The organism is Burkholderia sp. SJZ089 (assembly GCF_007828315.1).
GTDB classification, from domain to species: Bacteria; Pseudomonadota; Gammaproteobacteria; order Burkholderiales; family Burkholderiaceae; genus Burkholderia; species Burkholderia gladioli.
In genome coordinates this window covers 66,795-92,252 of the sequence record NZ_VIUM01000025.1, presented here as the reverse complement: position 1 = coordinate 92,252, position 25,458 = coordinate 66,795, and the positions used below count along the sequence as shown (strand labels likewise).

Below are 25,458 nucleotides of genomic sequence, written 5' to 3'. Positions count from 1 at the left end.
AGGCGAAGGGCTTCAGCCTCTACATGCTGAAGGCCGTGCTGAACGCGAAGGGCAACGAGGTGGTGGAGCTGGCGACGACCATGTTCCGCTGAGGCCGGCTCTCACCACTCGGCCCAAGGTCGCGCCGATTCGGGGCCGGCCTTTACGCCGCTGCGCACGATGACCGACGATGTTCGTCGGGCTGGTGGCCAGCGGCGACTATCGGGTTCAAGCAGGCGTCCCTCCTGTGTTTTCGGCGCTTTCGACCCACCGAGCCATCCCGCGGACCAGATAAAAGGCACTCCGAAACGGGTGCCCAGATATCAAACTACACAACGGTGTAGCGAGTCGAAAGATGAAGCAGGGAAAGGCGAACAGCGTAGGAATAGCTTCTTTCGCCCGTCATCCGGCGTGCGGGCCACGTCCCGCTTCGTGAACCGGTGGACACGGTCTTGCCGAAGATGGCGTGTTCCTCTGATACCTTGGGTTCCCCGCCTCGGAACAACGGATGCTGCACGGTCACGCCCCCGCTCTCCTGAACGGCCCGGCTTGTGCCCCTTTGGCAATATTGAGAGCGCTTCCGGACGGTTTCCTCGAGCCGGATGTCCGTCGGGCCCCAGGCGCAAGGTGGTTTGCCCTTCGAGGGAGAATATCCAAAGCCGCGGCGCCGGTAGCGTTGTGCCACATTCCAGCTTGCCGGGGCGCACCAATGGTCGCCGCCGTCAGGCTTGCATGGCGCAGTGCAAGGACGTCTTAATCGGTGACGGCCTGGCCGGTCCATTCGCGCAGTGTGCCGAAAATCGGCGCCGCTCATACAGGCAGCTCGTCACTGGTGCTCGCGAATTCCGCGCGAAGCCGATCCGTGTGTTCTCCGAGGCGAGGCGCGCGAGCAAAGCGCTGCGCATCCCAGGGGGCACGCACGGCTGGCGCGATCATCTGCAGTTCCGCTCCGTCAGTCTGCATTGGCCAGGTGCGCAGCGCCGGATGCTCGATCAGTTCCGCTATATTGCGCAACTGGCCATATGCGATATTTGCCTTGCTCAGGAGCTGGAGCGCCTCATTGAGCGAGCGGCCCGCGAAGGCCTCGCCGATCCGTGCGTCGAGTTCCGCGCGATAGCTGACACGTGCGTTGTTCGAGGCGAAGCGCGGCTCGTCCGCGAGTGCCTCGTCACCCAAAAACACGGTGCAGAATCGATGCCATTCGCGTTCGTTCTGGATGCTGATGACGATCTGGCGTCCGTCGCTCGTGACGTAAGCACCGTATGGCGCGATCGATGGATGCTTGAGGCCTTGCGGTGACGGCGCCCCTCGACCGTAGCGTTCGTGTACATAGGGCACGGTCATCCAATCGGCCGCGCCGTCGAACAGCGATACCGAAACGCCGGAGCCTTTGCCGGTGCGTGCGCGCAACGCCAGCGCCGACAGCACCGCAATCGTCGCGTTCATGCCCGCTCCAATGTCGCAGATTGATACGCCGATGCGCCCGAGGGCTTCTGGCGCACCGCTGATGCCCACCAGGCCGCTTTCGCATTGCACGAGAAAGTCGTATGCCTTGAGTGCGCCCACCGCCTCGCTGTCTCCATAGCCGGTGATATCGCAGGTGATCAGGTGGGAATGTCGTTGGCGAAGTGCCGTGCTGTCGAATCCCGCGCGTGACAGTGCGCCCGGCGCGAGGTTTTGCACGAATATGTCGGCGCGTTCGATCATGCGGTGGAGAAGGGCCGCATCCTCCGGTCGTTTGAAGTCGAGCACCATCGATTCCTTGCCGTGATTGGTCCAGAGGAAGTAGGAAGAGTCACCGTTGGCGGCGTCGTCGTATCCTCGCGCGAAATCGCCTTCGGCTCGCTCGATCTTGATCACTCTGGCGCCCATGTCCGCCAGTCGACTCGTGCATAGCGGTGCGGCAAGCGCCTGTTCGATCGTCACGATGGTGAGGCCGGCGAGTGGCAATGGCTGGCCGGTGCGGGTGTTGCTATCCATGTTCGTCTCCATCCAATCAGTCGATGTGAGGCGAGTATCCGTTTTACTCGACGGACGGACCATCGAGAAGATTCAAACTCGGCATTTGTCAAACACGAATGCAGACAGCACAATTCACGTCGAACCTGGAGAGGGGCAATGCGCTTTGATCTGACAGATCTGGAGGTATTTCTCGCAGTGGCGGAAGAAGGGAGCGTGACGCGCGGGGCGCAACGCTGTCATCTCGCGCCATCGTCGGTCAGCCTGCGGGTCAAGGGCTTGGAGGAAATAGTCGGAGTTGCCTTGCTCCAGCGGTTCGCGCGCGGCGTGGTACCCACCGCTGCGGGCCGCATCGTAATGGAGCACGCCCGGCGCTGTGTTGCCCAAATGGAACAGATGAATGCCGACCTGTTGCCATTCACGAACGGGCTGATCGGCCACGTGACCTTGTTCGCGAACAACAACGCGATCGGCTCTCATCTTCCCGACGACCTTGCGCGGTTTTTCGAGGCATTCCCGAACGTGCGGATCTCGCTGGAGGAAAGGCTCAGCCACGATATCGTGTCGGCCGTTGCTTCGGGGCGCGCGGACCTGGGAATCGTCGCGCTGGAAGCCGTGCATCCTGACCTGGACTTTTTTCCGTATCGTGAGGATGAACTGGTGGTGGTGGCCCCACGAGGAAGCGATATCGGCCGGCGAGAGAAAGTCGCGTTCGCCGACTGTCTCAGTCGTCCCTTTATCAGCCTTCAGCCGGGAGCCGCGTTGCATACTTTCCTGATGAACCATGCTGGCGCGCTAGGGGGAAGGCTTGACGTTCGAGTACAGGTATCCAGCTACGGGGCGATCGTGAAGCTGGTTTCCTCGGGAGCGGGTATCGGAATCGTGGCACGCTCGGCAGTGGCCGGCGACACGCGTTCCGTCGTTTCGGTGATCCGGCTTGCCGAAGCTTGGGCCCGGCGTGATCTTCGTGTGTGTGTCCTGCGAAATGGGGAGGTGGTCAATCCATTCCGTGATCGTTTGCTGGCCAGCTTATGCCAGCCGGATTCGGAGCGCCATGGCACGAGTTCGACAGCGTCGTTACCTATGGCTTCGCCAAGCTAATCAGCCGAGCGGAAAGGTGTCCGCTCGTAACGTAGTGCTACTTGCGTTTCATTCCGTCAGTCCGCAGGGCCTGTCGCGAACGATGGAATTCGGCGCTCCAACGCGACCAGATACATAAAGCCAATAATCCCATCAATGGCAGAATCAAAAGACTGCCTTCGGGGCCCGCGGAGCCACCGCTAAGCAATACCTGTCCTAAAGGTCTAGTGGTGAAGATGGCGTGCTGCACGATGCTGCCGCTATCCGCGGCTCCATACACCGCGGATTCACCCCAGTCCCACGCTGCGTGGAATCCGATTGCCCACCAGAGCGAGCCGGTGTACCGGAGCGTCAGGCAGAGAATCAGACCCAGCACGATTGCATTCAATATTCCGACAAAATTTTCGCTGGAGCTGGTTGCATGTAGTAAACCGAAAATGAGTGAAAGCACGGCTGAAGCCGGCCAGAACCCGATTCTGCGCGTTAGGGTTGCCTGCAGGTAACCGCGCAGGAGCGACTCCTCAAAGACGGCGGCCATGATGAATGCTGCCGCCCACGCGCCAGCATACTTCCATGCTTGTCCTTCAGCCCATTCGACTCGAATGAGGCCGGTTTTCCAGAGCACTAATATCAAAGCGGAAATCGCCGTGAAGCCGCAGACGATGCCTGACAGGAAGCGAGTCGTGCGAGCGGAGCCGGCGAGGCCGTAGTCGAACCAGGACTTTTTTTCCAGGGTGGCTAGGACTGCGGTTGCCGATGCGACGGCTGACAGATTGACTGCTCCTGTTGCGAGGCACGTGGATAGTGCAAGGGTGGCGTCGTTGGATGGTCTTTTCAGGAAGTGGCCGAGGATAATCGTAAGGACAACGTCGATTAGCACGAAGGTGGCGATAAATAAAGCCATCCTCCATGCGACTCCAATTGGCTTTTTTCCTGTACCTGTCAGGCTATCCTCGTCAATTTTTTTGCTTGGCAGTCGCATGATATGAAGAACGTGTGGTCGAATGTTTTTATTCGGCAAGACTGTTTTCTAGTGGAATTTGCTCGAAGGCTCCTGTGCTGTTGGCGATCCGCTATCATCTTTCGGCTTGTGGATCGCTTCGGTGCCCCGGTGCATACGCAAGGATCATTCGCACTCTCTTCGCGTAGCGTCTGAGTACGATGATAGCGAGTCAAAATATTCTCGATGCCTTGTGTAGCTCGGACCTGACCAGTCTACTGGTGACATGGCAGCAGGTTCGGTTCCAGTTCGTGATCGATTCGATACGCGCGGTCTATTTGGCGTGCGCCCACGTCACGATCTCGGCCCGGATCTCCTTCCGGGCGCAACCGGAATTGCCGGGCATGCCGGCCTCGAGCGTTGTGGTTGGTGCGATCGGCTAGAGTTGTCGCGCCGATTTGGGCTGCGTGCCGGCGTGCCGGTGCGACTTTCAGCGAAGTCGGTGATGCTGATGAAACCGTTACTCACTCGGGCGAGCGACGGCTATTGTCGAGATGTCCGGCGATGAGCCACCGGCCGTCCGACTGACGTACCAAGCTCATGATGTTGGTGCCGCGATGATGCAGTCGACCATCGAGGAAAAGCTTGTAAGGCGCCCAAATCGTCGCGATATCGTCGTCGATCCGTACCTCCGGATCGTAGATTGCTCATCTACCTCGCCGGGCGGAAACTCGCGCTCGAACAGCGTCCGAAGAGAATAGTGCAATACGCGTCCATCCCTGATGATGGTTGCGCTGCCATCCGGCATGACCTGGGCGAGCATCGCCTCCCGATCGCGACGGCGCAGGCCGTCGAGCAGCGCCAGTAGGGGGGGCGAGGACGGCCTGCTGTTCTGGAGAGTGCTGGACGGTTTTCATCATCACCTTGCTTGATATGTTTGAGACGAGGTGCCGGGTCAACTGGAAAGTCAGGCGTCTCCTGTACTGCGATGACGCCGATATCCAGCCGGCCTATCGTGTGGCCTTACGCCACGCCCGCCCGAATACACGCCACCCGCGCCGCCGAGCCACCCCGCACTTCCGGCAGCGGCCTGTCCTGCGCGCAAGCCTCGATCGCATCCGGGCATCGCGTTCGAAACGCACAACCCGAAGGCGGATTCATCGGCGAGGGCATCTCGCCGGAAAGCAGCAAGGGCCGCCGCGCGCGCTCGCGTGCCGGATCCGGCGTCGGCGCCGCCGCCAGCAGCGCCTTCGTATAAGGATGCTGAGGCACGCCATACACATCATGCCGAGCCCCGAACTCCATCACGCGCCCGAGGTACATCACCAGCACTCGCTGGCTGATCGCCTTCACCACTGCCAGGTCATGCGCCACGAACAGGTAGGACAGCGAAAGCTCGCGTTGCAGGTCGCGCAGCAGGTTCACGATCTGCGCTTGAATCGACACATCCAGCGCCGACACGGGCTCATCACAGATCACCAGCCGCGGCTCCCCAATCAACGCACGCGCGATCCCGATACGCTGACACTGGCCACCCGAGAACTCGTGCGGATAGCGCATCAGATGATGCGCATTCAAGCCCACGCGCTCGAGCATGGTCCGCACGCGCAGCCGGATCTCCTCCCGCCCGAGCCCCGGCTGATGCGTCACCAGCGGCTCGGCCACTACCTGCTCGATCGTCATGCGCGGGTCCAGCGAGGCGAGCGGATCCTGGAAGATCATCTGCATCTCGCGACGCATGGTGCGCGTATCGCGGCGCGAGCCCGAGACCATCGTCTCGCCGCGCCACTGCACGCTGCCCTCGGTTACCGGCACCAATCCGATCAGCGCACGCGCAAGCGTGGACTTCCCGCAGCCCGATTCCCCGACCAGACCAACCGTCTCCCCGCGGCGAACGTCGAACGACACGCCGTCGACCGCGCGCAGCGTCCCCTTGCCCGACCACGGATAGCCACCCAGCGGCACGCGAAAATGCACCTTGAGATCGCGCACGGCCAGCAGCGTATCGGCCGTCGCGGCATTGGTTGAAGCGAGTTCGGCGGTGCTCATCGCAGGCCTCCCGTGATTTCCGCAATGGGCCGATGGCAGGCGCGCACCGCGCCGGCTTCCGAATAGACCGCCAGCTCGGGGCGATCCTCGTGGCAGTCCGCCGAGGCGTAGCCGCAGCGCTTGGCGAACGCGCAGCCGTCGCTGCCCTGGCCGGGCATCGGCGGGTTGCCGGGGATCGCGACGAGCGGCGCGTCGTCGGGCGCGTCGAGGCGGGGCAGGGCGTTGAGCAGGCCGATCGTGTAGGGATGCGAGGGCGCGGCGAAGATCGCCTCGGCGCTCGCGTACTCGACCGTGCGGCCCGCGTACATCACCATCACGTCATCGGCGAGGCCGGCCACCACGCCCATGTCGTGCGTGATCAGCACGATCGAGGTGCCGCGCTCGCGGTTCAGCTCGCGCAGCAGCTCGATGATCTGCGCCTGCACCGTCACGTCGAGCGCGGTGGTGGGTTCGTCGGCGATCAGGATCTCCGGCTCGGAGAGCAGGGTCATCGCGATCATCACGCGCTGGCGCATGCCGCCCGAGAACTCGTGCGGATACATGCGGATGCGGCGCGCCGCGTCGGGAATGCGCACCGACTCGAGCGCCTCGATCGCGCGGCGCGTGGCGTCCTTGCGCGAGATCTTCCGGTGCAGCTGCAGGGTTTCCGTCATCTGCCGCTCGATCGTCAGGAACGGATTGAGCGAGGTCATCGGGTCCTGGAAGATCATGCCGATCCGGTTGCCGCGGATCTCGTTGAGCTGGCGCGTGTTCATGCCGAGCAGGTCGGCGTCGCGGTAGCGCGCCTCGCCGCTGGTCGAGCCGTTGCCGGCCAGGAGGCCCAGCAGGGCCATCACGGTCTGGCTCTTGCCCGAGCCGGATTCGCCGACGATGCCGAGCGTCTTGCCGGCTTCCAGCGAGAACGACACGCCCGAGACGGCATCCACCGGCGGGCCGTCGCGGCGCGTGAAGCGGACCCCGAGATTGTTGACTTCCAATAGCGCCATGTCAGCGGTCCTTCGGATCGAGTGCGTCGCGCAAACCATCCCCGAGGAAGTTCACGCAGTAGAGCGTCACGCAAAGCAGCACGGCGGGCGCCAGCAGCAGCCAGGGCATGCCGTCGAGCTTCTGCGCGCCGTCCTGGATCAGCATGCCCCAGCTCGTCATCGGTTCCTGCACGCCCAGCCCGAGGAAGGACAGCACCGATTCGGTGAGGATGATGCCGGGCACGCTGACGGTTGCGTACACCACCACCACGCCAAGCAGGTTCGGCACGATATGGCGGCGCACGATGGTGCCGGGCGTCACGCCGATCGCGCGCGAGGCGTCGACGAATTCGCGGGTGCGCAGCGACAGCGTCTGGCCGCGCACCACGCGCGCCATGTCGAGCCAGGAGAAGGCGCTGATGGTCAGCACCACCAGGATGAAGGAGCGGCCGAACAGCGTCATCATCAGGATCGCGATCAGCAGGTAGGGGATCGCGTACATCATGTCGACGATGCGCATCATCACGGAATCGGTGCGGCCGCCCGCGAAGCCGGCGATGGCGCCCCAGGCCACGCCGAACAGGCCGGATACCAGGGTGCCCAGCAGCCCGACCTCGAGCGAGACGCGCCCGCCCACCAGGGTGCGTGCGAGCAGGTCGCGGCCGAGCTCATCGGTGCCCAACCAGTGCATGCCGGCGAGCGTGGGCGGCAGGCTGATCGAGGACCAGTCGCTGGCGGTGGGATCGTTGGGCAGCAGCAGCGGACCGACGAAGCAGGCCAGCGCGATCAGGATCAGCAGCGCCAGGCTGAACATGGCGGCGCGGTTGCGCACGAAGCGCGCGGCCGCCAGTTCGAGCGGCGTGCGCGAGCGCACCGGCGCGTCGGCCGGCTTGGCTTCGGCGGGAGTTGCGGCAGGCGTCATGGTTGCGCCCCTCTCAATAGCGGATGCGCGGGTCGAGCCAGGCATAGGCGAGGTCGACCAGCAGGTTGAACAGCACCGCGCAGACCGTGGTCAGCACCACCAGGCCGAGCACCAGCGTGTAGTCGCGGTTGATCGCGCCGTTCACGACCAGTTGCCCGAGCCCGGGCAGGGCGAACACCGATTCCGTGACCACGGCGGCGGTGATGGAGGAGATGCAGACCGTGCCGAACAGCGACACCACGGGCATCAGCGCCGGCTTGAGTGCGTGGCGCAGCACGATGGTGCGGCCCGGCAGGCCCTTGGCGCGTGCGGTGCGGATGTAGTTGCTCGACAGCGTCTCGATCATCGAGCCGCGCATCACGCGCGCCAGCAGCGAGACGTTGATCAGCGTGAGCAGCAGGATCGGCAGCACGCGATACTGCCAGCCGCCGTCGCCCCAGCCGCCCGCGGGCAGCCAGCCATGGCCCTCGGAGGTCTTCAGGCCGATCGCGAAGATCAGCACCAGCACCGGACCCAGCACGAACGGCGGGATCACGTTGCCGAAGTTGCCGATCAGCATCACGAAACGATCGATCAGGCTGTCGCGGCGCACCGCGGCGACGGTGCCGAGCAGCACGCCGAGCACGATCGCGATCGGGATCGAGACGCCGCCCACCCCGAGGCTGACCGGCAGGGCCTTGCGCACCAGGTCGTTGACGGACCAGTCGACGTAGCGGAACGAAGGCCCGAGATCGCCGTGCAGCAGCGAGTTCAGGTACAGCAGGTACTGCTTCCACAGCGGCGCGTCGAGGTGGTACTTCGCGTTCAGGTTCGCGATGGTGGCCGCCGACAGCTGCTTCTCGCTGTCGAACGGCCCGCCCGGCGTGAAGTGCAGCAGCAGGTAGCAGACGGTGATCACGGCGAGGATCGTCGGGATCGCCCAGAGCGTGCGACGCAGTGCGTAGGCCAGCATGATGCGTTCCGCCTCAGTGCTTGATCAGATACATGTCTTGCGAGGCACGCATGTCGATCACGTTGCTCAGCGAGTAGCCGCCGACATAGGACTTGACGAGGCGGTCCGCCGAATACTGGAACAGCGGCAGCATCGGGTAGTCGTTCATCGCCAGGTCGTGCGCCTGCGTCAGCAGCGCGGTGCGTTCCTTGTCGTCGAGCTTCTGGTTGGCCTGGTCGATCAGCTGGTCGACCTTCGGATTGCAGTAGCCCACCGTGTTCTGCGCGCTGCCGCAGCGGATCAGGTCGAAGAAGGTCATCGCGTCGTTGTAGTCGGCGAACCAGCCGTCGCGCGCCATCTCCACCTTGCCGTCGTGGCGCAGTTTCATCAGCACCTTGAATTCGACGTTCTCGAGCTTGGCGGTCACGCCCAGCTTGGTGCGCCATTCCGAGGCGGCGAACAGGGCCACCTTCTTGTGCAGGTCGCTGGTGTTGTAGGTCAGCGTGAAGCTCAGCGGGTTGGCATCGGAATAACCGGCCTGCTTGAGCAGGTTCTTCGCGTAGTCGACGCGCTTGGCCATCGGCCAGGCGGCCCAGTCGGGCTTGAACGGCTGCACGCCCTTGGTGCCGTTCGGCATCAGGCCGTACATCGGCACTTCGCCGGCCTGCGTGAGTCTGGAGGTGAGGATGTCGCGATCGAGCACCATCGACAGCGCCTGGCGCACGCGCTTGTCCTTGAAGGCCGCGTCGCTGTTCTTCATGTAGAAGTAGTAGGTCGCGAGCTGCAGGCCCGGGCGCAACTCCTTGCCGAACTGCTTGCTGACCTGGTTGAACACGCCGGCGGGGATCGAATAGGTGTAGTCGATCTGGCCGGATTGATACATGCGCATTGCCGTATCGTCGCTTTCGATCGGCAGGTAGGTGACGTTCTTGATCACCACCTTGCCGGTGTTCCAGTACTTGTCGTTCTTGGTCGCGAGGATGCGGTTGTTCGGCTGCCAGTCCACCAGCTTGTAGGCGCCGTTGCTGACGATGTTCTGCGGACGCGTCCAGGCGTCGCCGAACTTGGTCACGTCATCCTTGTTGACCGGCACCAGCGGAGCCATCGCGGTCAGTTCCGGGAAGAAGGCCACCGGGTTCTCGGTCTTCACCTCGAGCGTGTACGGGTCCACGGCGCGCACGGCCAGCGCCGAGGGCGGCTGCTTGCCGGCGATCACGGCCTTCGCGTTCTTGATGAACTCCACCAGGATGGTGTATTTCGAGCCCGTCTTCGGGTCCACCACGCGCTGCCAGGCATAGACGAAATCGGCCGCGGTCACCGGCTGGCCATTGCTCCACTTCGCGTCGTGACGCAGCTTGAACACCCAGGTATCGGGCGACGGGTGCTCCCACGATTGCGCGACGCCCGGCACCAGCTTGCCGTCGGCGTCGATCCGGGCCAGCCCCTCGAACAGGTCCAGGCCGATGGTGTTGCCGGTCCAGGATTCGATGTGCGCGGGATCGAGCGACTCGACCTCGGCCGGCACCTGGCGTGTGATGTCCTGCTGCGCGGCCAGCGTGACGTTCGCCGGGACGTTGACGGCAGACGCGGTGGAGGCCGCGGTGAGGGCGAGCGCGGCCAGCACGGCCGCCATGGCATGCGTATGTTTCATCGTGTGCGATTGACAGAGGGAACGAGGGGAGCGGAGGCGGATTTACCGCGTGCGACGCCGGGGATATTTACGGATGAGACGAAAGAAGGGGCCCATGATGCTTGTCTTTCATATTAGTAATCCTGGTCATTCTCCGGGCGGAAATCCCGTCGATATCAGGGATTACCCGCGCCGAGGCCGCTCTCTATACTCTCTATAGCGTTGCCGGCCACGGCATGGGACGCCGCATGCTTACAGTGGAAGGAACCATAGCAGACCGAAATCAGGGCGTCAAAAAATGTTTGATGAAAAATAACTAAATTAGATTGATATAGAGGGGGACGTCTGTTCCGGCTGCGTTATCGATGTGAATCGGCTGGTTTTCATTTTGATTGCAGCGAGCGTGACAAGGAGCGCCGGGACGGATCATCGGGCTCGGTCCTGCGCCGAATAGCGCGTCGAGAAACTGCGCGCGGCGATCAGCACCGGCAGCAGGGCCTGCCCCATTTCAGTCAGACGATATTCGACCCGCAAGCGTTTTTCTGCGAAATCGATTCGCTCGATCAGGCCGTCGTGCGCCAATTCGCGAAGATGCTGGGTCAGCATCTTTTGCGAAATGCCGGGCAGGTCGCGTTTCATCCGCAAGGTGCGCAGCGCCGCGTCGGCAGCCTGGAGGAGATCGCGAATGCCGTCGCCTTCCTCGCGAGCCCGCTGGCGAGCTATATCACCGGCGTCAACCTGCGTATCGATGGCGGCCTGTCGCCTGGCTTGTGAGCTTGCCGTGGCTTCCGTGCCGGGGCAGCCATGGCGTTCACAGGTCGTCTGTATCGCCTGGCTCGCCGAACCACTGGCCGAGGGCTTGTGAAAGTCCCGCTGCGTCCGACGGCGAGTCGGTTGCCCATGCAACGAACCCGTCAGGCCGCACCAGCACCGCGCGCAGCCCCAGCGAATCCCTTGCCTCGCTCGCGACACAGGCCACGCGTCCTTGCCAGCGACGCACCTCGGCCAGCCGTTGCGGATCGCGTTCGAAATCGAGGAACAAGCCCTTGCCGTCGCGCAGCCGGCTGCCGGCCAGCGTCCCGTCGCCCAGCTCGAATTCCGGCAGGCTGCGCCCCATCAAGGGGTGCCCATCGCCAAGCGCATAGCGCAGCGATAAACCCCATACGCGCTCGGCAAGGTACGCGGCGCCGTCATCCGTCGCCGCCAGGTCGCGCATGATGGCCGCCAGGGCGCGCGTGCTCGCTGTCGGCCGCATCAGGGCCACCTGCGCGCGCGACCAGTCGAGAATGCCGGCGCCCACCGGATGCCGTTCCTCTTGATAGCTATCGAGCATCGCCTCAGGCGTGTCGCCGCGCATCGTCGACGCCAGTTTCCACGCGAGATTCATCGCATCGCCGATGCCGAGATTGAGTCCCTGCCCACCCAGCGGCGAGTGGATATGCGCGGCATCGCCGGCAAGCAGAACGCGCCCCTGGCGGTACGTGCGCGCCTGGTAGGCGCGATCGGTCCAGGTGCTGGCGAGCAGCAGGCGAGTCAGTTCGACGTCCACACCCGATACGCGACGCAGCACGGTTTGCGCATGCTCCTGCGTGATCGGTTGGCCTCGATGGCAAGCGCCGCCATCGAAGTCCACCATCGCGATGGTGCCGGGCGGCGTGAAGGTGTACATGCCATGGGGCGTGTAATGCCGCCCGGGGCGCAGCGCTTGCGGATCGCGTAGCTCGGCTTCGACCGAATAGCCGGTGAACTCGGGATCGGTGCCGGCGAAGGCGATGCCGGCCAGCTTGCGAACCGTGCTGCGCCCGCCATCGCAACCGACCAGCCAGCGCCCGCGAAAACTCTCGCCGCCGGCGCGAACGCTCACGCTGTCCTCGCCGGCGAGCAGGCGATCGACTTCCTGGCCGCGCCGGATCTCGGCGCCCATCGCGATGGCCCGCCGAGCCAGCACGGTCTCCAGCATCTCCAGTTCGACGGCCATGCCTTCGCCGGCCGGGCTCGGCAGCCGATACGGCCAGCGCGAGCCGTCGATCGCGTCGTGATGAAACTGGATGCCGGCGAAGTGGCCGCCGGGCTTGCGCGACTTGCCGGCCCAATGCGGAGCCGGGGCCGGCTTGTCCGACGCGTCGCGCGCCTGTTGCGCGGCCAGCAGCTCGTCGAGCAGGCCACGCCGATGGAAGGCTTCGAGCGTGGCGACCGACAGGCCGCGCAGCCCGAACGGCAGGCGTTTCAGCGGCGCTTGCGGGGCTTGCGCGCGCTCCAGCACCAGCACGGAAAGCTTGAGCAGGCGCAGTTCGCAGGCGAGAAACAGCCCGACGGGGCCCGCGCCCGCGATGACGACATCATGGGAATCGAGGGGGCGATCGTGCATGAACGGCTCCATTGTCGAGATTCGACCGGAGCGTTTCTCAGGCTGAGCGCCACACGGACGAACGGGAGGAAGCCTGGACGGCGTTCCATGTTCGTCGCGGGGATCTCATGCACGAGGCCAAAGACCAGAGCTTTCGTTACCGAAAGGACTTGGGCTTACCAAACCAAGTCTGCCTTTTCCGACACGGCTTTATATCATCGCGGCGGGCACGGCGCAATGGCCTGCCGGCGCGCGATAGTCAGGGAGCCGAAGCGATGGCGCCGGAATTTCAGTTCTTCAGTTCATGTCCCGCGAATGGATCCAGCGGCAACCCGGCTGCGCGGCGAGTACCGCGTCGAGCAACGCGGCGGCGATCGAATCGGCGGGATTCACGCGCCATTTCCTCGGCAGCACGGGCGCCAGGAGTCGGACCAGCTTCAGCGCCGCGCCTTCCGCTTGCCGGCTCTCGTTGCGCGGCCCGTCGATCAGGCTGGGCCGGCAGATCGTCAGCGAGCGAAAGCCGATCGCCTGGATATCGCGTTCCACCTCGCCCTTGGTTCTCGGATAGAAGAATCGGGAGCTCGCCGACGCGCCCATCGCCGTGACGATCGCGAAGGCCGGGACGCCCGCGGCATGCGCGGCGCTGGCGAAGACCAGCGGCAGTTGGTAGTCCACATGAATGAAGGCAGCATTCGAGCCGGCCTTGGCCTGGGTGGTGCCCAGCGCGCAGACGACGGCATCGAACTGCTGCGATGCCAGCGCCGGCACCCAGTCGTCGAGGCGGGCCACGACGGGGTTCAGCAGTTTTGCGTTGGGCGGCAGCGGCGTTCGCGTCGGGGCAACGACTTGGGAGAACGCGCGGCTATCGAGCGCGAGCTTCAAGGCCCGGCTTCCCACCAGGCCGGTGGCACCCAGCAGCAACAGCTTCATCTTCCCGTCTCCTTTCAAGCCAGCATTCGCGCCGGTGGCGATCAGTATCGCCCAATAAAACGGCGACGCCCCCGAGGCGCGTCGCCGTTTCTCCATGAAGCGTGAACGACCAGGCGGTCAGTAAACGGCCTTCCAATGTCCCGGGACCCATTCCCAGTGATTGCCTTCCCAGCGGTAATGCCCCTTCACCCAGTGATAACCGGGTGCCGGCGCGGCCGGTATCACCTCCACGCGCGGTTCCGGCTGGGGCGGCCGAACGGGCTCGACCACGCAGGCCGAAAGCAGGGCCGCGCACAGGCTGGCGGTGAAGGCGGCGACGGTTTTGTATCGGATCGTCATGATGCATGTCCTCCCAGGACTGTTATCGAATCTGTTCTTGAAACGCCGGCTTGCCGGCCGGCACGGCGTGGGCGCTTCAGGCGCGAACCAGGCCCGTCATCGGTCGGCTCGCGGCCGGGCGCTCGAACAGCGCCGCGGTGGCGCGTTGCGGATCGAGGCGCAGCGTCTCGGCGGCGGCGCCGGCGATCAGCGCGTCGAGCGAGGCGGTGGGCTTGAGGTCGCGGCCTTCGTAGAGATCGGCCTGGCGCAGGCCGGGCCAGTCGGCGATCACGCGGCCGCCGGCCACGGCGCCGCCGAGCAGCATCGCCACCGAGCCCTGGCCGTGATCGGTGCCGCCGGTGCCGTTGGCGGCGGCGGTGCGGCCGAACTCGGTGGCCACCAGCACGGTGGTGTCGTTCCAGACCGGGCCCAGCCCGTCGCGCAGCGAGGCCAGCATCGCGTCCAGCCCCTTCAGCACGTTGGCGAGGCGCGCGTTCTGCGCGCTGTGCGTGTCCCAGCCGCCGGTCTCGATCATGGCGATGCGCGGGCCGTCGTCGCGTGCGAGGAAGCTCGCGGCGAGCTTGCCGACGCTGGCCGGGTCCTGCCGCGCGCCGGCATCGTGCGCCAGGCTGCGCGCCTGCATCGCCGAGGTCCACAGAGGCCCGAGCTGCGCGTCCTGCTCGTAGAGCGCGGAGACACGCGTGAGCAGATCGTCCGGCGCGCCGGGCAGGCCCGAGGGCGCATAGGAGGTCACGCGGGCCGGCCCGCGCAGCGCGGCGGGCACGGTGGGCGCCAGCGCGATCGCGTTCTCGCGCGTGGCCGGCAGCATCGCGACGAGCCGGTTCAGCCAGCCGTCCTTGACCTGGTAGGGTGACAGGCCCCCCGTCTCCAGCACGTTCTGGCCGTCGAAATGCGAACGGTCGCGATAGGGCGAGGCGATCGCGTGGACGAACAGCGCCTGGCCGCCCTGGTACATCCGCGCCGTCTGCACCAGCGAGGGATGCAGTGCGAAGCTGCCGTCCAGGCGCGTGGCCTTGGCGGGGTCGATCGCGAGCTCGCCGCGCAGCCGGGCGTAGTCAGGCTCGGCGTAGGGCGCCAGGATATTGAGTCCGTCGGCCGCGCCGCGCTGGATCACGAACACGAAGCGGCGATCGCTGGCGACGTTGGCGAACGCGAGCCGCGGCGCGATCAGCAGGGTGCCGGTACCGGCGGCGACGGTGCCGAGGAATCGGCGGCGGGAAGGCAGCATGTTTACCTCCGTTGGAAGTCGGGCGAGACGAGCAGCAGCGCCAGCGCGGTGGTGGAACTCTCGGCGCGCGACACGGCGGTGGCGGTGGCTTCGCCCAGCGTGCCGGCGAACAGCGTGTTGCCGAGCTGGCGCGCGTCGACGCGATCGCCGGTGCGCGCGGCCAGGCGCTGCGCGACCTCGACGCGCCGCACCAGCGCGTCGGGCGCGGCCCAGCTCGCGGCGATATCGTCGTAGCCGGCGGGCGAGCCGGGGCGCCACACGGGCTGGCCGAGCTGGCTCAGCAGCGGCGCGGCCTTGAGACCGTCGAGCGAGGTCCAGCCGAGCCCGCGCAGCGAGGAGAGCGTCCAGTCCCAGGGCGTCTTGAACTTGGCGGCGCGTGGCGACCAGGCCTCGGGCGACTCGACCAGCGCCCGATAGACGGTCGGCAGGTCGCCGCCGCTGCGCTCGAAGGCTTGCGCGAGCCGCTCGGTCAGCGCGGCGGGCGGATCGTCGGCAACGAAATGACGGGCCAGTTGGAAGGCCAGGTGGCGCCCCGTGGCGGGCGCGCGGGCGAGGTCGCCGAGGATCGCGAGCGCCTGTGCTTCGCCATCCTGATCGTAGCGGCGGCCGAGCACGGTGCGCGTGCCGGGCTCGTGCAGCGCCGGGCGGAACACGAAGCTGCCCGGCGGCGCGTCGTTGGGCTGCGGGCCGCGCACGCCGGCCACGCTCCAGCCGGTCAGCGCGCGCGCGAATTCGGTGACGTCGGTCTGGGTGTAGCCGCTGCGCACGCCGAGCGTGTGCAGCTCCATGATCTCGCGGGCGAGGTTTTCGTTGAGTCCGCGCTTGTGGGCCGGGTCGCGCGCGTCGGCGCGCATGGCGGCGCGGCTGTCGGGGCCGACCGAGCGCGTCTGGTCCAGGAACAGCTGCATGGCGGGATGCTGCTCGGCCGCCACCAGCAGGTCCTCGAAACGGCCGAGCACGTGCGGGCGGATCGCCTCCAGCTCGAAGGCGCCGGCCAGCCCGGCTACCTGCCCCTTGTCCACCGACACCGCGAAATGATTGGCCCAGAAGTGCACCAGCCGTTCGACGAAGGGCGTCGGCGTGCTCAGCGCGCTCTCGACGCGCGCATCGACGGCATCGCGATAGACCGCCACGCTCTCGCGGCGAATCATCTGGTTGAGGGCCTGGCGTGCTGCCTGCGCGGGGTTTTGCGTCGCGCCGGGTGTGGCCGACGAGGCCGCCGCTAGCCTGGCGGCCGGTGATGGCGCGGGCGGCATGGAAGCGGCCTCGGCGGCACTGGCGGCGCGAAATGCGTTGCGCTGCGCGCCGAAGCGCGTGGCGAGCGCGACCGCGCCTGGCGTCTCGACCCAGGCCGCCGGGCGCGCTTCATAACGCGCGAACTGGTCGAGCAGCCAGGCTTTCGGATCAGCGGGGGCGCTGTCGTCGGCGCGCGCGCCGAGGCCGAAGCGGTTCAGCGCGATCGCGGCGGCGGTGAAGCGGGGCGGAACGTTCATACGGAGTCCTGCCGGCGTGGATGGTCTCCGTTAAACGGAGCACGCCGCGAAATCCGTCGCGTCGGGTGAAAATTTTTTCGGGCGGCCTGTGGGAGACCACCCGGTCTACATCAACGGCCGGCGCGCGATGGCCGGCAGGGCGCCGGCGTGGGCAGCTCGCGCGCCGCGGGCGCGGCGATCAGTCCTCGCCCGGCCACCAGGGTTTCGGCGCGCGGTCGATCAGGTAATCGTCGAGTTCCTTGCCTTGCAGCCATTTCGGGCGCGGGCCGCGGCCCGACCACGAATTACCCGAGGACGGGTCGTAGTATTTGGCGGGCGCGGCGCGACGCATTTTCACCGGCTCGCGGAAACCGGCCGCACGCAGCAATTCGTCTTCGGTAATGCCGTATTGCTCTACCTGATCCTTGAGAGTCGAAAGCAGGCCACGCTTGCCTTCGGTCTTGGCCTCGGCGATCTGGCGGTCGAGTTCACGCAGCTGCTCTTCGAGAACGTTGAGGTTATTGCTCATTGTGGGTGGGCGAGTGTCGATAGGGCGCCATATTACTAGGCTCGGGGCACATTTTCACATATACCGGCAATCTGCCTGATTCATTCGAGGCATTTAATTACATGCGATTACCCGAAGCAAGGGATTTATTGCACCCGGCGGGATGGGCCGTTGCACGGCACGAATCCCTTTGCAGCGCGATGAATGCGCCGATAAAAAACGGCGGGGCGGGCCAGAAGGCCCGCCCCGCCGGTATTTCGGGGTCCGGACAGCGTCGCCCGCCGCCGTCCGTCCGGTCCGATCAGCGCTGTTGCAGGCGGATATCGCGTGACGACGCGCCCACATACACGCTGCTGCCCGGCACATAGCGCCACTTGCCCTGCGCCTCGTCCCACACGCTCTGCATGCGCGGCGTGACGATCACATTGACGCGGCGCGACTCGCCCGGATTCAGGCGAACCTTGTCCCAGCCGACCAGGCGGCGTGGCGGCTCGTCCTTGTACGGCACGCCCAGGTAGACCTGCGGAACCTCGGCGCCGGCCACGCGGCCGCTGTTGCGGACCGTGAAGCTCACGTCGAGCAGGTTGCCCGGCAGGCGCAGCACCGACAGGCCCGAGTACGCGAATTGCGTATACGAGAGCCCGAAGCCGAATTCGAACATCGGGTCGATGTTCTTCGCGTCATACCAGCGATAGCCCATGTCGAGCTTCTCGCTGTAGACGGGATTCGGATCGAAGCTGCCGTTGCTGCCCCAGGTCGGCGTGTCCTGGTCGCGCGCCGGGAAGGTCACCGGCAGCTTGCCGGACGGATTGACCTGGCCGAACAGCAGGTTGGCGATCGCCTTGCCGCCGCCGTCGCCCGGGAACCAGGCCTCGACGATCGCCGAGACCTTGTCCTTCCAAGGCATCAGCACCGGGTTGCCGCTCTCGACCACCACCACCGTGCGCGGGTTGGCGGCCGCCACCGCCGAGACCAGCGCATCCTGGTTCGACGGATTGGCGAGCGAGAGACTCTGCAGGTCGCCGAAGTCCTCGCCGGCCGGCTGCGCGACCACCACGATCGCCACGTCGGACCGCTTGGCGAGCGCCGCGGCCGAGTCGATCTCCTGCTGCGTGTAGGCGCGGAACGGTTGTTGCTGGTCGCTGTTGCCGGCGAAGCTGACCTGCGCGCCCGGTGCGAGCTGCTGGATCGCGGCGACGATCGGCGTGTCGAGCTTGAGCCAGGGGTTGTGCCACCAGCCGCAGCCGGTCGAGCTGCCGAACTGCAGGCCGCCGCAGCCGGCGAACGAGCCCGTCACCGGGTCGCGCGTGTTGCCCGAGCCGCCGCCCGAGAGCACCGCCGCGTCGGCATGGCCGCCGATCACGGCGATCCGCTTGAGCGCCGAGGCGACCAGCGGCAACTGGTTGCCCTCGTTCTTCAGCAGCACCATCGACTGCTCGGCGGCCTTCTGCGCGAAGGCGTTGCCGGCCGCGAAATCGACCGTGCCGCTCTTGGCGGGATGATCGACCAGGCCGAGCCGGATCATGGTGTAGAGCTTGCGCCGCACCATGTCGTCGAGCCGCACGGTGGACACCGAGCCGTTCGCGATCGCCTGCTTGACGGCGGCCGGCGTCAGGTAGACGGTGGCGCCGACGTCCTCTTCCTCGTCGAGCCCGGCGTTGATCGACTTCGCCGTGCTGTGCGCCGCGCCCCAGTCGGACTGGACCTGGCCTTCGAAGCCCCAGTCGTTCTTCAGCACGGTGGACAGCAGGTAGGTGTTCTCGCAGGCGTAGTCGCCGTTCAGGCGGTTGTACGAGCACATCACGCTGCCGGGCCGCGCGCGCTTGGCGGCGATCTCGAAGGGCAGCAGGTAGATCTCGCGCAGCGTGCGCTCGTCGATCTGCGTGTTGCCGCCCTGCCGGCCGTGTTCCTGCTCGTTGCCGGCGTAATGCTTGATGGTGGCGATCACTTTTTCGCGCTGCGTGCCGTCGGTGCGCTCGGCCAGCAGGTCGCCGGCGAGCTGCGGATCCTCGCCGAGATACTCGAACAGGCGCCCGCCGCGCGGCTCGCGCGCGAGGTTGGTGCCGCCGCCCAGGCCCATGCCGAATCCTTGCGCGCGCAACTGCTGCGCGACCTGCCGGCCATAGGCATTGGAGAGCTGGCGGTCCCAGCTGGCGGCCACCGCGATGGTGGCCGGGAAGGTGGTGCTGGGTTGCGAGGTGCTGCCCGAGCCGGTCGAGGAATCGGCCATGTTCAGGTCGGGGATGCCCAGGCGCGGCACGCCCTGGATATAACCGGCGCCGCCGCCGGGCACCGCGCTCATCTCGTACTGCGAATGAATCAGCTGCAGTTTTTCATCGAGCGTCATCTTGCGCAGGAGCACGTCGGCCCGGATTTGCGCGGCGATCGAACCGACCACGTCGAGGCTCGACGGCGTGGGCGGGAAGTTGATGATGTCGGGGGCGCCGGCCGCATGGGCACCGGCGAACGCGAACGCCGCCACGGCGGCGGCCGACCAGAGTCTGACCTGCATGTCTCTCTCTCCGTTTGGTTCTGGTTGGGTGTCTCTGATGCAGGAAGCGACAACGGATGCCACGCGGAAAACGCGGTCCGCGTGTGCCGCGACGGTGCGCACCGTCGCGACGGAGTGGAGAATCGACGTGGCCAGTGTGATGTAGGAAACCTCCACCGGCTTCGATAGTAGGAATGTAGTCCGACTACAGCATCGGTGTTTTCCCTCAATCCTCGGATCTTTCTTCGTGGTGCCGATGTCGTCTCTTTTTCGAGCGGAAAAGCTTCCCGAGAGGTATCGAAAAAGAAGTGTAAGAAGTGCCGAAAAACCAGGCGGGGCGCGGGATATGCGCGGAGGGGAAAGTTTCGCGGAGGGGGAAGTGAGAAGGCCCCGCATCGCCATCGACGATGCGGGGCCTTGCCGGTTCATGCCGTCATCACGAGTTCGTCATGCCGATCCCGAACACGTGCATCTTGCCGGCGCTGACCTGGCGCGGCAGCGTGATGCTGGTCACCACCTTGCCCAGCGGCACCGGAATCTTCTGCGCGAAGATGTAGGTCTTCACGTTGTCCTGCTGGCCGCTGGCCGAGTTGCGATAGGCCATCGTGACGGCCACCGTCGAGCGGGGGCTCGCGCCGCCGCCGTTCAGGGTCCAGTCGTCGAAGCTCAGCGTGACCGCCTGGCTCGAGCCGTCCGCGAAGTTCAGCTGCGCCGTGCCGTTGCTCGGGCCGTTGTTGGCCGAGCCGAGCACCACCACGCCGGTGCCCACCGAGCCCGGCGGCAGCATCACGGTCTGCCCGACGGTGACGGTGTTGTCGAGCGTGAGCGGGCCGCCCGCCACCGCCACGCTGGCGCCGGCCACCGCGAACGGCTTGCCCGGCTGCACGCCCGCCGCCGCCAGCGCATTGAGCGAGTAGCTGAACAGGCTGCCGTCGAAGTCCGCCCCCTGGCCGTCGCTGTTGGTCGCGCCGTCAGCGCTGAAGCCGCGGTTGTTGTAGCTGTCGGCCGCGTTGATTGCCACCGGCACGCCGAACGACGGCGGCTGCTTCTGGCTGCCCCATTGCGAGGGCGAGCTGCCCATCGAGAAGTGCAGGGTGGCGCCGTTGGCGATGTCGTCGTAGGCGACCCAGGCGGTGTCGTGGGCACGGCCGTCGATCGACAGCGAACGCACGTAGCTCGAGTTCGGCGCGCCCGCCGCGCGGATCCGCCAGGTGCGACCGTTGCCGAGCCGCACGTCGATCTGCGGGAACTGCGGGCTGCCGATCGCCAGGCCCGCCACGCCCGGGATCTGCGGGTACAGGCCGAGCGCCCCCCACACATACCAGCCCGACACGGCGCCGAGGTCGTCGTTGCCCGGCAGGCCGTCGGGGCCGGTGCCGAACGCGGTGGCCATGATCTGCTGCACCACGCGCTGCGTGCCCGAAGGCTGCGCCGCCCAGTTATAGAGCCAGGGCACCTCGAAGGTCGGCTCGTTGCCCATGTAGAAATTGGGCAGGCTCAGGCCGGCGTTGAGCACCGTGAAGAACTGGTCGAGCCGGGACGTCACCGTGCTGTTGCCGCCGAGCTGCGCGAACAGGCCCGCCGCGTTGTACGGCACCATCCAGGTGTACTGCTCGGCATTACCCTCCACGTAGTTGTCGCCGCTGCTCGGCGTTTCGGGGATCCAGGCGCCGTTCGACTGGCGGCCCGCGATCAGCGGCGGCGTGAGCGAGGTGTCGAGCAGGTTCTGCCAGTAGGCCGAGCGGCCCAGCAGCATGCGCTGCGTGGCGGTGTCGCCCAGTTCGCCGGCGAAGCGCGAGATCGCGAAGTCGCTGCTCGAGTATTCGAGCGTCGACGAAGCCTGCCCCCACTCGCCGCTGGTGATGTAGCCGGTCTGCAGGTAGCTGGCGCGGCCGCCGTTGGTGGTGACGTTGTTGCAGGCGGTGCCGGGGATGTTCGCCATCTTCACCATGTGCTGCAGGGCCGATTGCGTATCGAAGCGCCGCGCGCCGAAGGCATAGGCGCTGGAGACGATCAGCGAACCGGCATCGCCCGGCATCACGCCGTCCTCGACGTTGTCGTTGACCCAATGCGGGATCGCGCCGCACTGGTCCGCGTCGTTGACGAGCGACTGGATCATGTCGCTGGTTTCCGACGGGTTGAGGATCGACTTCAACTGGATCAGCGAGCGGTAGATGTCCCAGCCCGAGAACGACGAATACTGTGCCTGCTGGCCCTTGGCGACCTGGTGCACGGTATTGTCGAAGCCGATGTACTGGCCGTTCACGTCGCTGAAGATGCTGGGCGCCCACAGCGCGTGATAGAGCGCCGTGTAGAACTTCTTCTTCGCGTCGGCGGTGCCGCCCGCCACGCGGATCGCGTTGAGGCGGTCGTTCCAGGTGCTGTCGGCCTGCGCGCGCACGCCGTCGAAGTCCCAGCCGCGATTTTCCGCGTCGAGGTTGGCCTTTGCGTTGGCGACGCTGACGTAGGAGATGCCGATCTTCATCTTCACCGTCAGGCCCGAGCGGAAGCCGAGCTGGGCCACGCCGTGCGAGATCGCGGCCGAGGTGAAGGGCCGGTCGAAGGCCGCATAGAAGTAGACCGGCACCGGCACCGAGTTGCCGCAGAAGCCGCCGCCCACCGTGCTGCCCGAGATCACGCTGTCGGACACCTGCGTGATCGAGCCGGTGGTGGAGGTCTTGGTGTTGGTGCGCGTGGCGTCCAGCACCAGCAGCGCGGGCTTGCCGGCCGGGTAGGTGAACTGGCCGAAGCCGGTGCGCAGGGTGGCGGTCAGCTCCACCTTGATCTGCGAATCGAGCAGCACCGAGTAGTAGCCCGGCTTGGCCGTTTCGTTCGCATGACTGAAGGTGGGTACCAGCTGGGTGAAGTCGGTGGTGGGCATCACCGGGAATTCGCCGTTGTTGCCGCCGCAGCCGGCACCCGGCATGTGCGTCACGCTGAAGCCCTGGATCGAGTTGATGTCGTAGTAGTAGCCGGCCGGCGAGCCCGGCTCCTTGCTGTCGTTCGGCGCCGGCGTGGTGTTGGTGTCGGGCGCCCACTGCACCATGCCCGAGGGCAGGCCGGCAGCCGGCTCGACACTGCCGGCCTGCCCGGCCGGCACGGGGTTCGGCGAATTGCTGGCCAGCGTGCCGATCAGCGGATCGACGTACTGGGTCAGGGACAGGCTGCGGTTGTCGTCGAGGTTGGTCGTGTCGGCCGCGGAGGCTGACGGACGCGCCGCCAGTATCGAGGCGGCGCCACCGCTGCCGCCGTCGTCTCCCCCACACGCGCTCACTGCGCAGGCCACGGCCAGTGTGGCTGCGAGCGTCGTGAATCGATTCATGATCGTCTCTCTCTCCATTCTTCTTTGCTTCTTGCGTATCGACGATTCGAACGATCGAACCGCCGGCTCGTCGCGACTCCTGCTTCGTTACAAGGTCTTACGGTCTTGCTGCGTCGTAAGACTAGGATTCGGACGAATCCGCCGTCAATCGAATAAACACAGTTGTAATATTTTTCTTAGATTTACTAAACGATGCGCAACGTGACGAAACGCGGTGCCGTGGTGCTCAATGCCGGAGACGCGGAAAAACACGGCGAAATTTGCGGCACCGCGTCGTGAGAGTCGTGGATTTGATGGAGGGAAAACGCGTGGCGCGAGCCGTCGCGATCGCCTCAGAACGCGGGTAATTGGCGCGCGATTCGCGTGATGGTCACAGGGCGAAGAGGAGGGATTCGCGCGGCGGCACGAGCGTGCTGCTGCGCATGCACATCGTGCCAGGCGGGAGGACGGAACGGTCCGTCGAGGCGGGATTGCTGGCAGCGGGGCGAAGCGGCTTCGCACGGGATGCGCGGCGTGTCGCGCCGCGCATCCCGTAGCTTCACGTCACTGACGCGGCGGGATCGGCGCGCGTGCCGCTCCCGAGCGCCATTGCCCGCTGTGCCGCAAGCCGTCGACGAAACGCTGGCGTTCGTCGGGCGACAGCGTTTCGGCGAAATCGACCACGTTGCTCTCCACCTGGGCGCGCAGGCGCAGGTCGGCGTCGCGCGTGCGCGCGAGCGCCTCGTCCACGGCCGAGCGATCGAGCTGGGGCATGGCCAGCAGGTCGAGCACGTCGCGGCGGCCCTCGCGGGCCTCGCGCACATAGACGCGGCCGTCGCGACGGGCCGCCTTCAGCGCCTCGGCGAATTGCTGCTGCCGCTCCGGCGGCAGGCCCTCGGCGGCGAAGCGCAGCGCGGTCCTGGCGGCGGGCGCGCCGCCGACATGATGGCGGGAGAACCACTGATAGGCGCCGCCGGCGATCGCGCCGAGCAGGAACACGTTCAGCACCACCGAGACGACCAGTACGATGGTTCCGGTGCGGCCGTTCATTCGCCGCTCCAGTCGTCGGGCGAGCCGCCGAAGGTGGTGGTCAGATAGGTGCTCTCGTGCACATAGGACGGCACGCTCGACGGCAGCGCGGCCGAGGTGGCGAAGGCACCGGCCAGGGCGCCGACCGCGCCGATGCCGAGCACCGCCGCGCCCGACCACCACAGCCGGCCGCGCGTCCAGGGCCGGCGCGCGGCGGGCGCGGTGGCGAGGATCCGCTCGACCAGCGCGTGGCTGGCCGGCGCGACGGCATGGGCGCCGAGCCAGCCGTCGAGTTCGGCGGCCTCGGCCAGCAGCGCGCCGGCCTGCTCGCGATGGGCGGCCGCCCAGTCGCGCGCGGCGTCGCGTTCGGCGTCGGGCCAGCGGCGCGGGTCCGCGCCATAGGCCTCGACGATGTTGCGGAATCGTTCGGGTGTCATCAGATTTCCTCGCTGCGGCCGTCGCCGGCCAGTTGCGCGCGCAGATTGCGCCGGGCGCGCGAGAGCAGGCTCTCCAGCGCGTCCACCGTGATGCCCATCAGGCCGGCCGCCTCGATGTTCGACAATTCCTGATAGTAATGGAGCACGAGCGCTTCCCGCTGCCGGGCCGGCAGCGCGTCCAGCGCCCGGCGCACGCGTGCGTCGCGCTCGAGCGCCTCGAGCCGTTGCTCGCCGCGCGGTTGCGGGTCCATCTGCTCGGGCAGTTCCTCGGCCGGTTCCTCGCGACGTCCGCGCAGCCGGTCATAACAAAGGTTGAGCGCCACGCGGTGCAGCCAGGTATCGAAGCGCGCCTCGCCGGACTTCCAGCGCGGCGCCTGCTTCCAGATCCGGATGAAGGCTTCCTGCGCCACGTCCTCGGCTTCCATGCGGTCGCCCAGCAGGCGCGTGGCGAGCGCGAGCAGGCGCGGCAGCTTGCGTGCCACCAGGGCGCGCGCGGCGCCGGGGTCGCGCCGGCCGACCCGCTCGACGAGTTCCGCGTCGGGATCGCGTTCGCTCACGTCGCGCGCTCCCGGTTCGGCGGCCGTTCGCGTGGCCGCGGTGGCGGAGGGGCGCACCGCGGGGCACGCCGGAATGGCTTCAAGGGCATCGACTCCCTGCAGGACGGCGACAGGTTCGGACCGCGTCGGCGCGGCACGCGTCGCATCGGCCGTGCCGCGCGCGGCCGGCGAGGGCGACGGGCGGCGGGGCGGGCGCGGCAGCGCGGGCATCGTGACGGCGGGTCCGCTCATGACGAACGGGCGGCACCGCGCCGGCCCCGGCGAAGGGGCCGCGCGCGGCACGCGCGATCAATATACGACGACGGCGGCCGGGCGCACATGGACCGGCCGCGCCGGCACCACCACGCAGGCGGACAGCAGGCTG

Annotated in this window: 22 protein-coding genes; 3 read left to right on the top strand and 19 right to left on the bottom strand. The window is 66.6% G+C overall.

Going from position 1 to position 25,458, the window contains the following annotated elements; translation table 11 throughout:
• Positions 1-789: 789 nt before the first annotated feature.
• Entirely contained in the window at positions 790-1,959 is a 1,170-nt protein-coding gene (locus FB600_RS33030) for a CaiB/BaiF CoA transferase family protein (protein ID WP_046575551.1), read from the bottom strand.
• Positions 1,960-2,097: 138 nt separating this feature from the next.
• Here FB600_RS33030 and FB600_RS33025 point away from each other — a divergent pair, with 138 nt between their 5' ends.
• A complete protein-coding gene (locus FB600_RS33025) occupies positions 2,098-3,039 on the top strand; it encodes a LysR family transcriptional regulator (RefSeq protein WP_080959480.1) in 942 nt (313 codons plus the stop codon).
• Positions 3,040-3,076: 37 nt separating this feature from the next.
• On the opposite strand, the gene FB600_RS33020 is transcribed toward FB600_RS33025, so the two are convergent.
• Entirely contained in the window at positions 3,077-4,039 is a 963-nt protein-coding gene (locus FB600_RS33020; protein WP_127837710.1) for a CPBP family intramembrane glutamic endopeptidase, read from the bottom strand.
• A gap of 622 nt (positions 4,040-4,661) precedes the next feature.
• Between FB600_RS33020 and FB600_RS37400 the strand changes: the two genes are divergently transcribed.
• The gene (locus FB600_RS37400) at positions 4,662-4,826 is read left to right on the top strand and encodes a hypothetical protein (RefSeq protein WP_164467630.1); all 165 of its coding nucleotides are present in this window, start codon (positions 4,662-4,664) and stop codon (positions 4,824-4,826) included.
• A gap of 155 nt (positions 4,827-4,981) precedes the next feature.
• Here the strand turns inward: FB600_RS37400 and FB600_RS33015 are convergent, their stop codons facing one another.
• The 6 genes from FB600_RS33015 to FB600_RS32990 form a co-directional block, all read right to left on the bottom strand.
• Positions 4,982-6,007 carry an ABC transporter ATP-binding protein gene (locus FB600_RS33015; RefSeq protein ID WP_013691356.1) on the bottom strand — a complete coding sequence of 342 codons (1,026 nt, stop codon included), beginning with the start codon at positions 6,005-6,007 and terminating at the stop codon, positions 4,982-4,984.
• Positions 6,004-6,993: an ABC transporter ATP-binding protein gene (locus FB600_RS33010; RefSeq protein WP_096751875.1), complete on the bottom strand. Its 990-nt coding sequence runs from the start codon at positions 6,991-6,993 to the stop codon at positions 6,004-6,006. The genes FB600_RS33015 and FB600_RS33010 overlap by 4 nt, the downstream gene beginning before the upstream one ends.
• 1 nt (position 6,994) lies before the next feature.
• Positions 6,995-7,894 carry an ABC transporter permease gene (locus tag FB600_RS33005; RefSeq protein WP_013691354.1) on the bottom strand — a complete coding sequence of 300 codons (900 nt, stop codon included), beginning with the start codon at positions 7,892-7,894 and terminating at the stop codon, positions 6,995-6,997.
• Between the two features lie 13 nt (positions 7,895-7,907).
• Positions 7,908-8,846 (bottom strand): ABC transporter permease subunit, encoded by a 939-nt coding sequence (locus tag FB600_RS33000; RefSeq protein ID WP_046575218.1) that lies wholly within the window; start codon positions 8,844-8,846, stop codon positions 7,908-7,910.
• 13 nt (positions 8,847-8,859) lie between these two features.
• Complete coding sequence (locus FB600_RS32995) at positions 8,860-10,476, bottom strand: peptide ABC transporter substrate-binding protein (RefSeq protein WP_098151268.1); 1,617 nt, start codon at positions 10,474-10,476, stop codon at positions 8,860-8,862.
• 405 nt (positions 10,477-10,881) lie between these two features.
• Complete coding sequence (locus FB600_RS32990; RefSeq protein WP_098153117.1) at positions 10,882-11,094, bottom strand: winged helix-turn-helix transcriptional regulator; 213 nt, start codon at positions 11,092-11,094, stop codon at positions 10,882-10,884.
• Between FB600_RS32990 and FB600_RS38250 the strand changes: the two genes are divergently transcribed.
• Positions 11,047-11,229 carry an SDR family oxidoreductase gene (locus FB600_RS38250; protein WP_200055695.1) on the top strand — a complete coding sequence of 61 codons (183 nt, stop codon included), beginning with the start codon at positions 11,047-11,049 and terminating at the stop codon, positions 11,227-11,229. The two genes, FB600_RS32990 and FB600_RS38250, sit on opposite strands and share 48 nt — an antisense overlap.
• 37 nt (positions 11,230-11,266) lie before the next feature.
• Here FB600_RS38250 and FB600_RS32980 read toward each other — a convergent pair whose 3' ends face one another.
• The 11 genes from FB600_RS32980 to FB600_RS32930 form a co-directional block, all read right to left on the bottom strand.
• Positions 11,267-12,823, bottom strand: a complete 1,557-nt coding sequence (locus FB600_RS32980) for an FAD-dependent monooxygenase (protein WP_098153116.1) — start codon at positions 12,821-12,823, stop codon at positions 11,267-11,269.
• 276 nt (positions 12,824-13,099) lie between these two features.
• On the bottom strand, positions 13,100-13,732 hold the full coding sequence (locus tag FB600_RS32975; protein WP_096751873.1) for an NAD(P)H-binding protein: 633 nt from the start codon (positions 13,730-13,732) through the stop codon (positions 13,100-13,102).
• 117 nt (positions 13,733-13,849) lie between these two features.
• Complete coding sequence (locus FB600_RS32970; protein WP_096751872.1) at positions 13,850-14,071, bottom strand: YXWGXW repeat-containing protein; 222 nt, start codon at positions 14,069-14,071, stop codon at positions 13,850-13,852.
• A gap of 76 nt (positions 14,072-14,147) precedes the next feature.
• Positions 14,148-15,299, bottom strand: a complete 1,152-nt coding sequence (locus tag FB600_RS32965) for a DUF1501 domain-containing protein (protein WP_098151267.1) — start codon at positions 15,297-15,299, stop codon at positions 14,148-14,150.
• A gap of 2 nt (positions 15,300-15,301) precedes the next feature.
• Complete coding sequence (locus FB600_RS32960) at positions 15,302-16,792, bottom strand: DUF1800 family protein (protein ID WP_098151266.1); 1,491 nt, start codon at positions 16,790-16,792, stop codon at positions 15,302-15,304.
• A gap of 178 nt (positions 16,793-16,970) precedes the next feature.
• On the bottom strand, positions 16,971-17,300 hold the full coding sequence (locus FB600_RS32955; protein WP_096751869.1) for an H-NS family nucleoid-associated regulatory protein: 330 nt from the start codon (positions 17,298-17,300) through the stop codon (positions 16,971-16,973).
• 280 nt (positions 17,301-17,580) lie between these two features.
• Positions 17,581-19,791 carry a glycoside hydrolase family 3 C-terminal domain-containing protein gene (locus FB600_RS32950; protein ID WP_098151265.1) on the bottom strand — a complete coding sequence of 737 codons (2,211 nt, stop codon included), beginning with the start codon at positions 19,789-19,791 and terminating at the stop codon, positions 17,581-17,583.
• 415 nt (positions 19,792-20,206) lie between these two features.
• Positions 20,207-23,092 carry a GH92 family glycosyl hydrolase gene (locus FB600_RS32945; RefSeq protein WP_145757604.1) on the bottom strand — a complete coding sequence of 962 codons (2,886 nt, stop codon included), beginning with the start codon at positions 23,090-23,092 and terminating at the stop codon, positions 20,207-20,209.
• 543 nt (positions 23,093-23,635) lie between these two features.
• A complete protein-coding gene (locus tag FB600_RS32940) occupies positions 23,636-24,121 on the bottom strand; it encodes a periplasmic heavy metal sensor (protein ID WP_096751867.1) in 486 nt (161 codons plus the stop codon).
• The gene (locus FB600_RS32935; RefSeq protein WP_145757605.1) at positions 24,118-24,537 is read right to left on the bottom strand and encodes a hypothetical protein; all 420 of its coding nucleotides are present in this window, start codon (positions 24,535-24,537) and stop codon (positions 24,118-24,120) included. The genes FB600_RS32940 and FB600_RS32935 overlap by 4 nt, the downstream gene beginning before the upstream one ends.
• Positions 24,537-25,325: an RNA polymerase sigma factor gene (locus FB600_RS32930; RefSeq protein WP_233630556.1), complete on the bottom strand. Its 789-nt coding sequence runs from the start codon at positions 25,323-25,325 to the stop codon at positions 24,537-24,539. Before FB600_RS32930 ends, FB600_RS32935 begins: the two co-directional genes overlap by 1 nt.
• Between the last annotated feature and the right edge of the window lie 133 nt (positions 25,326-25,458).